This is a genomic window from Pseudocolwellia sp. G5-9 (assembly GCF_055808995.1).
On sequence record NZ_CM147893.1, the window covers coordinates 1,584,523 to 1,598,246 of the forward strand.

A 13,724-nucleotide genomic window follows, 5' to 3' on the forward strand; every position below is an offset into this window, starting at 1 on the left:
CGCAGTAATAATCCCTACAAGGATTATTACAAGATAAAGAACAAAATACAACCATTAACCACAAAAAACCTTTTAAGGATAATTAAATCAATAAAAATAGATAAAAACCCCTTAAAGGACTTTTAACTTACACAGCAACAAATATATTTATTTACTTGTTAGTTACCCTAATAACAAAAAGGTGAGCTAGTTGCTCACCTTTGTGTTTATAACATGTTGGTTTTACTTAACAATTAAGCTTTACCATGCTGCTCAGCTAGGTATAACCAAGTTGGTATAACGGTATCTGGGTTTAGTGATACGCTATCGATACCTTGCTCTACCAGCCAAGCGGCAAAGTCTTCGTGGTCGCTTGGGCCTTGGCCACAAATACCCACATATTTACCTCGTGCTTTACAGGCTTTAATCGCCATAGACAATAAGGCTTTTATTGCAGGGTTGCGCTCATCAAACAAATGCGCAATTAAGCCTGAGTCTCTATCTAAACCAAGCGTTAACTGAGTTAAATCGTTAGAGCCAATTGAAAACCCATCAAAGTGATCTAAAAACTGATCAGCCAATAAAGCGTTTGAAGGCAGTTCACACATCATAATAACGCGTAAGCCATTCTCGCCACGTTTTAAGCCATGTTCAGCTAATATATCAATTACCTGTGTTGCTTCTTCTAATGTGCGAACAAATGGGATCATTATTTCTACATTGGTTAAATCCATATCGTTACGTACACGTTTTATCGCTTCACACTCAAGAGCAAAACAATCTCTAAAGTCTTTAGAAATATAACGCGCTGCACCACGGTAGCCAATCATAGGGTTTTCTTCTTCTGGCTCGTATTCTTCACCACCCACTAAATTTGCGTATTCGTTCGACTTAAAGTCAGACATGCGCACAATCACTTTTTCAGGTGAATAAGCAGCCGCTAAGGTAGAAATACCTTCGGTAAGTTTAGCAATGTAAAATTCTACAGGGCTATCGTAACCCGCGATAATATCGGTAATTTCTTCTTTTAAATCTATCGATTGTTCATCAAAGTTAATCAGTGCTTTAGGATGCACACCAATCATTTTGTTAATAATAAACTCTAAACGCGCTAAACCTATACCTGCATGGGGTAAACGAGCAAATGCAAAAGCTCTGTCTGGATTACCCACGTTCATCATTATTTTTAGTGGTAACTCAGGCATTTTGTCGACTTCAGAGGTTTTAACCTTGTATTCAAGCTGTCCTTCATAAATAAAGCCGGTATCACCTTCAGCACACGACACGGTTACTTTGTCGCCATTGGCTATTTTACTGGTTGCATCGCCACAACCTACTACAGCAGGAATACCCATTTCACGGGCAATAATAGCAGCATGGCACGTACGGCCACCACGGTTGGTAACAATGGCTGAAGCACGTTTCATGATAGGTTCCCAGTCAGGATCTGTCATGTCAGTTACTAAAACATCGCCCGGCTGGATCTTGTCCATTTCATCAAGCGAGGCAAGCACTTTGGCTTCACCACTACCAATTTTATGGCCAATTGAACGACCTTCAGCAATAACTTTTGCGGTTTCTTGTAATTGAAATTGTTCTATTACATTAGTGCTTTCACGGCTACGTACAGTTTCAGGTCGAGCTTGTACAATATATAGCTTTCCGTCGAGGCCATCTTTTGCCCATTCAATATCCATAGGACGTTGATAGTGCTTTTCAATAATAACGGCTTGTTTCGCTAAATTCATTACCTCATCGTCGGTTAACGAAAAGCGATTAGATTGCGCTTCGTCTACATCAACAATTTCAACTTGCTTGCCATGTTCAGGGTTGTCTGCGTAAATCATTTTAATAGCTTTACTACCAATATTTCGGCGAACAACAGCAGGTTTACCTTTAGCTAACGTAGGTTTATGTACATAGAATTCATCTGGGTTAACAGCGCCTTGTACCACCATTTCACCAAGACCTAAGCTTGAAGTTACAAACACTACATCTTCAAAACCCGATTCAGTATCGATAGAAAACATAACACCGCTTGACGCAATATCACTGCGCACCATACGTTGAATACCCGCTGAAAGCGCCACACCACGGTGATCGTAACCTTGGTGTACTCGATATGAAATAGCTCGGTCGTTAAATAAAGAGGCAAATACATGCTTGATAGCAATCATTACTGCGTCAAGTCCACGTACATTTAAAAAGGTTTCTTGTTGTCCTGCGAAAGAAGCATCAGGCATGTCTTCAGCCGTTGCAGATGATCGCACAGCAAAAGAAGCTTCATTTGAAAATTCACCGGCAAGCTTAGCATAGGCTTGCTCAATGTCAGTCTGCATTTGTGGTAAGAATGGCGTATCAATAATCCATTGACGAATAGTTGTACCGCATTCGCCTAGTGCGTTTAAATCATCTACATCAAGAGTATCTAAAAGTTGATAAATTTTGTCGTTTAATCCGCTTTGCTCTAAAAACTCGTTAAATGCAAACGAGGTAGTAGCAAAACCTCCTGGCACCTGTACGCCAACATTGGCTAAGTTAGAAATCATTTCGCCTAATGATGCATTTTTACCGCCTACGCGATCAACATCATTCATTCCAAGCTCTTCATACCAAAGTACATATTCTTGCACGACAACATCCTCAAGTTATTTAATTAAAAGTGTATAATTAAAAAACTTTATTCAAATAAAACATTAACATATGAAAAGTTTCTTAGGTATAAACTTTATTTTTAAACGATTAAGTGTTTATGTTCAAATATTACTTATTCGTAATTAAATAAAAATCATTGATGTTTATAGAGTAAACATTCTACACTGTGATCAATAAAATCAAAACCCCTTTCGTAAGTTTTCATACATAGGAACAAAAATGAGAGCAGCTTTTTATATTTCAGACGGAACAGCGATTACTTCAGAAGTATTTGGTCATGCGTTGTTGTCGCTATTTCCTATGGAATTTGAACATCACACCATTTCTTTTGTTGAAAGTACCGAACAAGCTTTATTAGCCAAAAAACAAATCAATAAAGCGAGTAAACGCGCAGGCGAGCCACCTTTAGTTTTTCATACCTTTGTAAACCCTGAAATAAGAGAGATTATTGATGGCTGCGACGCCATTATTTATAACTTTCTTGAGCATTTCATTCCTCCTCTTGAAAAAGAATTAGGTATAAAAGCGAACCCGCAACCTCATAGAACGCACAGCATTCATGAAAAAAGTTATGATAATAGAATTGACGCCGTTAACTTTGCATTAGCGAATGACGACGGAACAAATATCAGTAACTACGAACATGCCGACGTTATTTTAGTAGGTGTATCTCGTTCAGGAAAAACCCCATCAGCTCTATATCTGGCCTTACAATATGGCATAAAGGCGGCAAACTACCCTTTTATCGACGAAGACATGGAACATTTAAGAATTCCTGAATTTTTAAGAAAATTTAAAAAGAAAATATTTGGTTTAACCATTGATGCCGACCGATTGATGGATATTAGAAACAATCGAATGTCTAACAGTAAATATGCATCGTCACGTCAATGTAGAATGGAACTAAGAGAAGTTGAAAAGCTTTACAAAAAAGAGAAAATTCCGTTTATAAACACCACTAAATTTTCGGTTGAAGAAATTACCGCCAAAATTCTTTCAGAAATGAAGCTACAACGAAATAAGTATTAATATCAATACCACGAGTAAAATAGATAATACAAAACTAAAGCTTTATTTTATAAACAATGAGGTATAATTGTATCTCATTGTTTATTTGAGTTAATACCATCAAACATACTGATCTAAAAGAAAATCTACCCGTCATTACTTCAAGCGCTGAAGCAAGTTCAAATATGCCCGTATCAGAAAACAACACCCAGTTAAAAATTGCCACGTTTAACTTATTTAATTACCTTGAGCCACCTAATGCTTGTTACGAATTTGAGCGTATTTATAGCGCAGAGCAATGGGCTAAAAAGCAAAACTGGATCACTACATATTTACAAGAATATCAACCTGACATTATTGGTTTTCAAGAGGTATTTAGCCCTGATTCGTTAAAAGCACTCGTGGCAAAGCAAGGTTATGAGTATTTTGAGGTAGTTGATCAACCTGAAATAGTTGACGACTTTATTTACCGCAGCCCTGTTGTAGCTATAACCTCTCGTTACCCTATTGTTGATATAGCTAGCGTAAAACCCAATATGGAACTGGCACAAAGTTTAGGGTTAACTGACGACTTTTCTTTTAGCCGAAAAGTGTTAAGAGCCACCGTTAATGCTCCTCATATCGGCAACACAGATTGCTATGTTGTGCATTTTAAGTCGAAACGTTCAATGTTTGAAATAGACGAACAAAATAATACATGGTCGCCAGAAAAAACCATTATTGAAAGCCTAAAAGCTAACGTTGCAGGTAGTTGGGGTTCAACCATACAACGCGGCAGTGAAGCGACCTTATTAATGATTGAGATGATAGAACGCCGAGAAGCGACTAATTACCCTATGGTGTTAATAGGCGATTTTAACAATACACTCACCGATGGTGTGTTGAGTCATTTACTTACCGACACATTACGCTTTGTTTCCGCTATAGATCGCGATGCCTATTTGGCTAAATATTGCTTACAAGACGCTTGGAATTTATTTGAAGCAGTTATTGTTAATGACAATAAAGAGATTTCAGAAAGTGATGAGGCTGTTGATTCGAACAAATCTGCTGACATAAATCAGCTTACCGCAGCTAGAACACCTACCCATTATTACGGCGCGAGTAATTCAGTGCTTGATTACATCTTGTTGTCGTGTGAGTTTGATGCCAGTTATCACGATAGTCTTTATCAAGTCAGCGATCATCACACTTACGATAGGCATTTAATTAATCCTATTTTTGATCGGGATGGCGAGAGTACAGATCATGGGGTTGTGTTGGTGACATTGGCATTGAGATCGTAATACGTCTAGCCTATTTGAGTGTTGTTAGTGTAGCTATAACACAAATTTTAACGATGGTTTACCTTTCTTTGTCGTGGTAATGACAGCACTCAAAAGACGGCAGTCTCACTTGTTTTTTTGAAATAAGCGCTATTATTAAAATGTTCACTAGCGCTCTTATATTCCTGTTTTACAACGAAGCCAACAATTCTTTCTTAGCAATGGCGGTGATCAAGTTACTCACTCGGGTTAATAAGCCTTTTATAGAATTATTTTGAGCATGTAGTTCTTCAACTAAATCAACACAACTATCAACTAATGCATCACTGTAGGCGAAGCCGATAAGCGCAACAATTTTAACCATTTTTTCTTGTTCAAGCATTTTATGCTCGTCGTTTTGTTGTTCGTAAACGGCATTTACTAACTCAATAGTACTGACTAGTTTTTCCATTTTAGGGCTTAGTCTAATTAATGCATCTGCCCGCTTACTTTCTGTTTTTTCAATTTGTGCTTTACTTACTACGACTCTAGGTCGAGGCTTTTTACGTGACGGTTTCTTTTTAATGACTTTACGTTCAATTGAATCGCTATAACTAAACTCGCCATCAACAAACTGATGAATGTTGGTAACACTCAATCGTTCAGACATGATAGCAGCAGATTTAGCGGTTTTACGGGTAAAGTCGCGGTGATCTTCAGCAAAACCATGTGTAGATATACATTGTGCTAAATCGAGTATCAACGCGTCTTTCTTGCCTTCAGATGCACGTAAGCATCGGCCGATAATTTGTAAATACAATCTTAATATTTTGGTGGGTCTTGCTAGTACAACACAATCAGTTTCAGGATCATCGAATCCAATGGTCAGCATAGACATATTAATAATCAGTCTAACTTCGTTTGATTTGTATCGGCGTATGCTTTCATTATTTTCATCAATTGAACGTTTTGAATGAACACGGTCATGCTTAACACCCAACAAGTGAAACGCGTCAGAAAGTGCTTCTACATGGTTGATTGAGTTCGCAAAAAGCATAACCTTACGACCTTTTGAAAGCGCGTTATCAACGGTTTGTTGCGCAACAACAGAACATTGTTCAAGTAGTATTTGATCTAGGCCTGAAACACTAAAGTCGCCTCGGTACATTTTTACAGCGCTGTAGTCTATTTCTTGAGAAAGGCTAGGTACTTTGTACACGGGCTTAGCCAGTTCGCCTCGTTCTATAAGCTGTTTGGTAGTGGTTTCTTCAATGAGTTGCATTGACGGGTCAATATAAACACCAAGCCTATCAATGGGGGTAGCAGTTAAGCCTATAATTAAATCTGGCGAGAGTTCTTCGCGCATGGCGATGTAAACGCCCCCCATGCAACCTACATGATATTCATCGCGCAGTAATACATCGCATTGTATGTTTAAATGCTTTCTTCGGGTAAAAGACTGTTCCATTACTAAGGTGACATCACCACCAGCAACGTATTTGTAGCCTGATTTAACAACACTAACGGTTAAACCATTAACGGTTAAGGTGTTTAATAATTGAGGAATTAATGCTGCATTACGTAGGCTAACAACCACTTTTTTGTTAGACATTGCTTGGCACAGTTTGAGTATACAAATACTCTTACCGCCCCCCGTAGGTAGTGCGATAATGGAGTTAGTTCCTGCTTCTATCGCTTTGCGAACACTGTTAATTTGGTAATCTTTTTCTAATATCTGCACGCAATACAACTCGGGCTTATTTCTAGTGTTGGTCTGCTAAACCTGTTATTTCTGAAGTTAACTTTATCACATACGAGCCTGTACCATAAGCATGATACTGATTATTTGTTCTTATACGTAAATACATGCAAAGCCAATTGCCATTTTATTGCCATTAATCTCACGAATAAAATAATAGTAAATGCGACAGAAGCACTAATGGTATCTGAAAAATAGGGGATTAAAAGTACATAAGCTGAACCACCAGCAATACAGCAAGCGGCGTAGAGTTCTTTTCTAAATATCAGAGGAATTTCGTTGGCTAACACATCTCTGATCATGCCACCGAAACAGCCGGTTATAGTACCCATAATTACCGCAATTAATGGTGGTGCACCTGTACCTAAAGCCTTTGCAGTACCCATAACAACAAACAACGCTAAACCTAATGCATCGGCTATTTCTAACGATTTTTCGGGTAATTTTTTTGAGCTATTAATCCATAAAATAGCAATTAAACTAGAACAAATAATCGCATATATATAGCTAGGTTGAGTTACCCAAAAAACAGGTACGTTTAATAATAAATCTCTTACTGTTCCACCACCTATAGCGGTAACGGCACCTAAAACAATAACGCCTATGCCGTCCATCTTTTTTTGATAGGCAATAATAGCTCCCGACAATGCAAAAACGCCGCATCCGATGAGATCAAACATAAATATGTAAGACATTTTATTTCTCTTAAAAAATGTTGTTTATTTTTCTATAAAAAAAGGCAAGTCAGTAACTCGCCTTAATCAGATCAATATAACATTTTACTCAAGTTTGTTAATACACATTCGAACGTTCATTTTCATTCTTGTAACCAATAGCCTCTTTGAGTAATAAAAACTAGGCAGCAAATATCGCCATTTTTTTTCTAATGTTATTTATGGCTCTTTCTTCTAATTGTCGAATACGTTCATGAGAAATCCCATATTTATCTGCAAGAGATTTATGGGTTTGTCGCTCTTCAGATAACCATCGGTTAATAAGAATATCTTTACTGCGATCATCTAACGTATCGATAAACTCTTTAACTTTTTCTAAGGATTTTTTGGTAAAGTCTTCGTTTATGAGTTTGTTAGAAAACGATTCAGATTTGTCTTCTAGTAAATGGCCTAAAGTAGAAGATGAACCTTCTTCGTCGTTATCTGCTGAAGCATCAATAAAAACATCAGGCTGACTTAACTGCACCTCCATATCGTTAACATCGGCTTCGCTAACACCTAAATGATCAGCTATCTCTTTTTTTTCTTTATAGCTTAACCATTCAGTTTTCGCTTTTAAACTTCTTAAATTATAAAACAGTTTACGCTTCGCCTTTGTGGTTGCTGATTTAACTAACCGCCAATTACGCAGCACATATTCTTGTATTTCAGCTTTAATGTAATGCACAGCAAAACTCGCTAACCTCACGCCAAAATCGAGGCTAAATTTTTTTACCGATTTCATTAATCCAATAGTCCCTTCTTGAACCAAATCTTCTATGGGTAAACCATAGCCTTGATATCCTTTGGCTATATAAGCAACAAAACGTAAATGCGACATAATAATTTGTTGCGCTGCGGCTAAGTCATTATTTTCTTGGTAATTTGAAAACAATGTTTTTTCTTGCTCTTCATTCAACGCCGGTATGCTATTAACATGCGTTAAGTATGATTGAAAACACCCTGTATTGGTTAAGGAAATAGGAAGTTGAATTGACATAGTTATCCCTCCTTATGACTAGATTTGTTTGTTAACGTTTTATTTAAAAAGCGCGAATTAAAGCGCTTAGTTCCCGGTACGAGCATACTTAGTTCTTTTTGCATTTTTCTATCTAATGTTGAGGTGTTAACCAAGCGTTTTTGTATATGACTTTGCTGTGGGTAAGTACTTTTAATTGTTTGGTTTTGTTTAACAGTAGTAAAAGCGGAAACTCCTATACCTATAACAACCGTTAATAACACCAGTAAAATTTTGAATATTGATTTATTTTTTGAAGTCATGATATATCCTCATTTAAGCAATATAAAACAAGCTCAAATAATGTACTTTAAAAAGCTACACGTATTTGTAATAGTCGTAAATGGGGCTTAATATTTTTGAATAATACCTGCCCCATTGTATTACTCTGAAATATTATTTGCTTCGTCCTCCTCTGGTTCTGAAGTTTCTGAAATAAACTTATCTACCGATATATTAGCCAGGGTTTCAAATTTTAGCTTAGGTATAGTAAACCATTGGTTAATATCGTTTCTTTTTACAAAGTAATTATCGTTATTAGCAGAAAATGAGTAGATATACTCTGTATTTTTATCATCATGAATAATCAGTTTATTTGTCGCTTCGTATGTTTCGTCTGCAATTCCCGATACCGTTAAGCTCGTTAATTGATTAACCAAGTCGGTTATGTTTTCTGTATTTAACGATTGCTGATCATTAAGTTTGGCAGGCGATGTTAACTGCCACTCATTGTCATGCTTTTCTAAATTAACGGTTGAATGGCTTACTTTGCTAATGCCGTTAATTGAAAGTAACGACTTATCTAACCAGTCGCTTGCCTTAGTACTCAATTGATAAGCACTATACTCGATAGAAAAAACCTCATCTTCATCCGCATTACGCACATAAAGCTGCTTATAACTGGGCGATTCACCCAATAATAACTCGTGCTTATTGTTGTTTTTATCTGTAAACACAATGCGTTTTTCAAAGTTATCTTCAGCAACTTTAAAGCGCTCATGACTACTTGCGGTACGCGTGACAGGCCAAGTGACTTGCGTACCTGTTAATTCAGAAGTTAAAGAGGCTATTTTACTTGCCACTAGAGGTAGCTCTGGATGCTCCTTTAATCGCCAATCTCCTTCATGTTTAGTGAGTATGAGTTCAGTATCCTTGGCAATTATTTGTATCTGGTTCAACTCGTTTTTATCCATATGAACAAGTGATTGAGGGTTTATATTACTTTGCATCCCTGAATTAGTAGAAAACAATAGACCCGCAATAATTAATTGCAATAAAAATAAGGCCGACAATGTAGTAATGTGTTTGCTCATTTTATTCCCCTATTGTGCTAACCAAGTTAAATAATGGCGTTGTTTGTTCTTTCTACGTTGCCGCTCTAATATCGCAATCCCCGCTAACATAACAAGCGCTAAAATATAGTTACCGTATTCCCAAAACAGCTGTTCGCTATGCTCCATTGGCGGTAATGTTCTATTAAAGTTACCGCGAGAACGAATACTCATTAGCGCTCGGTCTTCTAGAGACCAATCAATAGTATTCACTAAAAGCTGTAAGCTATTTAGGTAGTCGGTTTGCGATACTCCCCCCGTAAACTGTAGTACTTGGTCTTGAACAAAATCATTCGAGCTAAACAAAATAATACGCGCACTTTCAGGTGCATGATTAATAACGCTAGTAACATCGAATGAATTTTCTTCTGGGTTAGATGACGCAGAACTTTCTTCTGCTGTGTTTTTGTTTTCAGCCGTATTGTTTTCAACAAGTAACGGTGACTCTTTATCAGCAAAATAAGACGTAAATTTACCTTGAGCAATAACTCCCATTAACTGCTCTTTGGTGTCACCCTCGGCACTGTAATTTGTTTCACCTAATTCATTCACCGTAGGCATAATATTAAGTGAAGACGATGTCCATGCTTCAGCTGAACTTGATACTAATGGAGTAAAGCTAACATTCGACTTTTTGTCATCAATATTTATTGGCGAAGACCATGCCATAGTTAACTGCGGAAGTTCAGACGTTATTAAGTTGTCTTTATTTAACCCCGCTCTAATGTCGGCAAAATATGGATAATCTAGCATGCGCATTTCTTGTAGCTGAAAACCGCCAACATTACGAGTAACAGGGATAGGAAACGAAGCATTACTTGGGTCCATCACTAAACTGTTTTCAATACTTAAACCATGATGCGATAACCATTGAGATAAGCCACTTTCAACAGGCGACATAGATAAACTACCACCGCTAAAATTAACGCTATATGGCGAAGTTGCCGCGATAACCGTACCGCCTTTCATCAAAAATTGGTCAACCGCAAAAAGTTGTTTTTGATCTAATGATTTGGGCGACATTAACATAAGAATATCAGCTTCGCCGGAAACACTCCCATCAGATAAATCTTCTTTTAATACATTAAACTCAGCACCTAACATGCGCTCTAGTTGACTATATTTAGCGCTAGGCATTGCATAGCCGTTGTAGGGTTCTGCATCGGGAGTAACAAGGGCTACATTTTTATTAAAACCTGAAGCAAAACGTTTAATGGCGGCATCTAAGTTTCGATCAAAGCTTGCTTCGCTAAAGTCATCAAGTGGTATTTGAACCATTTGTTCGCCACCCACAAGTGTTAAATAAAAGTAGAACGATTGGTTTGAAAATATGCTGGTAGACATAGGTTGAAAACCGTAATCTTCAGCAATTTGTTTAGCTAAGCTGCCACCATTTTTTTCAGGTTCAACAAAGTTAACCGTGAGTTTGTTGTTTGATTTAAGTTTTATGTTTTCAAGCTGTTGTTTAACCGTTTTTTTAAATTCGATTAATTGTTCAGGGAGTTTATCGTTTGCTGATATATAACCTGTAAACGTTATATTTTGCTTAACGGTATCAAACAAGTTACCCGCACTCTGATAATTTTGTAACACCGTTTTTATTGCACGTGTAATATCATGTTCAGGGTTACGTAAAAGCACTTCGACATCTGACTCTGCACGAGCGCTTACTTCAATTAAATCTCTAAAACCTAACACCTCATGCTCGTCACCATATTGCACAAGTACATTAAAATATGAACTCACAATAGAAGCTTGATAACGGTCTGCTACTTGGAATGGCATAGGTTTTATACCAAAGCTGGTGTTGGCTTCTTCTTCAAGTTCTGGATTTTTTTGTGGGTCTATAAATTCAACTCTTACTCTGCCCTTAGCTGCGACTTCATATTCTTGTAGTAGATCTTTTATTTGCGGTACAAGGGGGGCCAGTAAAGGGTGCGTTTTTTCACTAAAATAACCACGGATCAACATAGGCTCTTGTAATTGAGTAAGATAACTTTCTGTAGCCTCAGAAATAGAATACTGTTTACCCGCTGTAGTATCCCAACGTAATTGAGGTAACTGGCTAAGCCATAAATTAGCTGCCAGTAAATTTATGGCGAGCAAGCTGGTAATAAACTGCCAATTTTTATGGTGTTGAGTTTTTTGCTGAGTAACCCAACGCTCTTTCTCTAAAAAGTATGTGTTAAGCGCTAAAAACACGAACGTTAAAGAAACGTAATAATACAAATCTCGCAGGTCAATAACACCACGCGTAATATCTTCAAACCGAGATCCGGTACCTAATTGTCTTAAAAATTCAGCGCTTTGATGATCTAAAAAACCTGTAATAGCAGCAGAACCAATAAAATAAAATAAACCGCAAATAAAACAAGCTGTAATTAAGCTTACTATTTGATTATCACTTCTTGCAGATACAGCCAAACCAATGGCTATATACGCACTACCAAGTAGTAATACCGCTAAATAGCCTGATACAACCGGCCCCCAATCAAGATCCCCTAAAAAGCTAACGGTTATAGGTAAAGGTATGGTGATAAGCAGTGCTATGGCTAATAAAAACAAACAACTTAAAAACTTACCGATAACAAAATGCCAAAGAGGCACTGATAAGGTATGAACATATTCTATGGTGCCACTGCGTCTTTCTTCGCTCCAAAGCTTCATCGTTAAAGTTGAACACAAGAAAATAAGAAGCAACGGCATCCACTCAAACATAGGACGAACATCAGCAATGTTTCTTGAGAAGAAAGCCTCGCCCCAAAAAAATATAAATAAAGTAATCGCAACAAAAGCGCCAATAAATAGGTAAGCAATAGGTGATGAAAAAAACAACGCTATTTCTTTTTGTGCAATACGTAATGTATTAAATTGAGCTGATTGATCAGGCTGCATTTTTAGCCTCCTTGCCTTTTTTAACCGCTTGTTTTTTACTTGAATAAACATCGTTATTAATTTGATTAAATACGGTTTCTAAATCTCTTTTTTGTGGGTAAAGCGCAAATAAATTAGCGCCAGCTTCAACAATAACTTTACTCATATCACTACAAATAGTGCGCGAAAACTCTTGTTTAGATATTTCGACAAGTAAGGTGTTGTTATTATTTACTTCAATATTTTTGACACCTGAAACCTTTTTCAACATGTCTAAGTTTTTACAATCTGTTTCAACAATAAGGTGCTTGCTGTGTTGCAGTACATCTAATTTTTCGTCAAGCACAAGCTGCCCAGATTTAAGTATGAGAACACGATCACACAAGGCATTAACTTCTTGCATAATATGTGTTGAAAGAATAACCGTAGCCTCTTGCGCAATATCTTTAATTAACTGGCGCATATGCTGTGTTTGTTCAGGGTCTAAACCATTCGTTGGCTCGTCTAATATAAGTAATTTAGGTTTTCCTAAAATCGCTTGTGCAACCCCTACCCTTTGTTTATAACCTCGCGAAAGTGTTTGAATAGGTGCCAACAATTTAGCACTTAAATCAGTGGCTTTGATCACTCGCTTTATTTCTTCAACTTTTTCTGTAATTTTTAACCCTTTTAGATCAGCTGCATAATCCAAATATTCAGCCACACTCATTTCAGGATAAACAGGTAAACTTTCAGGTAAATAACCTAAATGCTTTTGTAATAGTTTGGGATTTTTTTTAAGAGAAATACCGTTAAAAGATACTTCGCCTTGGTCAGCTTCAAGGTATCCGCTCACTATTTTCATAATAGTGGTTTTACCTGCACCATTGTGTCCGAGCAGACCAATGATCTCACCTTTTTTAATTGAGAAACTCACATCATCTACAGCAACAAAACTGCCATAGTTGCGAGTTAAATGACTCACGTTAAACATGGTAGTCTCCGAAAATTACTGAGAAAGAGTTATATTAATTATTGGTTTTACAAGATTAGTTTTTAACGTACACATTACGTTAAAAAGGGTCGAATAATACATTGTTAAAATCTCCATAGTTATAAAGGGAATATTCCCAAAACAAAGTACATAACGAGTTAAATGGCTTG

General features: G+C 37.0%; 10 protein-coding genes. 2 read left to right on the top strand and 8 right to left on the bottom strand.

What is annotated here, in order from left to right; translation table 11 throughout:
- Positions 1–233 precede the first annotated feature (233 nt).
- Positions 234–2,612: a phosphoenolpyruvate synthase gene (gene ppsA, locus AC0L5Q_RS06900; RefSeq protein ID WP_473616296.1), complete on the bottom strand. Its 2,379-nt coding sequence runs from the start codon at positions 2,610–2,612 to the stop codon at positions 234–236.
- Between the two features lie 241 nt (positions 2,613–2,853).
- Between ppsA and ppsR the strand changes: the two genes are divergently transcribed.
- Together ppsR and AC0L5Q_RS06910 are read left to right on the top strand one after the other, a co-directional pair.
- Positions 2,854–3,663: a posphoenolpyruvate synthetase regulatory kinase/phosphorylase PpsR gene (gene ppsR, locus AC0L5Q_RS06905; protein WP_473616300.1), complete on the top strand. Its 810-nt coding sequence runs from the start codon at positions 2,854–2,856 to the stop codon at positions 3,661–3,663.
- A gap of 164 nt (positions 3,664–3,827) precedes the next feature.
- Positions 3,828–4,928 carry an endonuclease/exonuclease/phosphatase family protein gene (locus tag AC0L5Q_RS06910; protein ID WP_473616304.1) on the top strand — a complete coding sequence of 367 codons (1,101 nt, stop codon included), beginning with the start codon at positions 3,828–3,830 and terminating at the stop codon, positions 4,926–4,928.
- Positions 4,929–5,097: 169 nt separating this feature from the next.
- On the opposite strand, the gene AC0L5Q_RS06915 is transcribed toward AC0L5Q_RS06910, so the two are convergent.
- From AC0L5Q_RS06915 to AC0L5Q_RS06945, 7 genes are all read right to left on the bottom strand, one after another.
- A complete protein-coding gene (locus AC0L5Q_RS06915; RefSeq protein ID WP_473616308.1) occupies positions 5,098–6,627 on the bottom strand; it encodes a DEAD/DEAH box helicase in 1,530 nt (509 codons plus the stop codon).
- Positions 6,628–6,728: 101 nt separating this feature from the next.
- Entirely contained in the window at positions 6,729–7,340 is a 612-nt protein-coding gene (locus tag AC0L5Q_RS06920) for a trimeric intracellular cation channel family protein (RefSeq protein ID WP_473616313.1), read from the bottom strand.
- Between the two features lie 160 nt (positions 7,341–7,500).
- Entirely contained in the window at positions 7,501–8,358 is an 858-nt protein-coding gene (gene rpoH, locus AC0L5Q_RS06925) for an RNA polymerase sigma factor RpoH (RefSeq protein WP_473616317.1), read from the bottom strand.
- Between the two features lie 2 nt (positions 8,359–8,360).
- On the bottom strand, positions 8,361–8,639 hold the full coding sequence (locus AC0L5Q_RS06930; protein WP_473616321.1) for a hypothetical protein: 279 nt from the start codon (positions 8,637–8,639) through the stop codon (positions 8,361–8,363).
- Positions 8,640–8,759: 120 nt separating this feature from the next.
- A complete protein-coding gene (locus AC0L5Q_RS06935) occupies positions 8,760–9,689 on the bottom strand; it encodes a DUF4340 domain-containing protein (protein ID WP_473616324.1) in 930 nt (309 codons plus the stop codon).
- A 9-nt stretch (positions 9,690–9,698) separates the two neighbouring features.
- Positions 9,699–12,602, bottom strand: coding sequence for a Gldg family protein (locus AC0L5Q_RS06940; protein WP_473616326.1), 2,904 nt, complete (start codon positions 12,600–12,602; stop codon positions 9,699–9,701).
- A complete protein-coding gene (locus AC0L5Q_RS06945; protein WP_473616330.1) occupies positions 12,592–13,554 on the bottom strand; it encodes an ABC transporter ATP-binding protein in 963 nt (320 codons plus the stop codon). The genes AC0L5Q_RS06940 and AC0L5Q_RS06945 overlap by 11 nt, the downstream gene beginning before the upstream one ends.
- Positions 13,555–13,724: the final 170 nt, after the last annotated feature.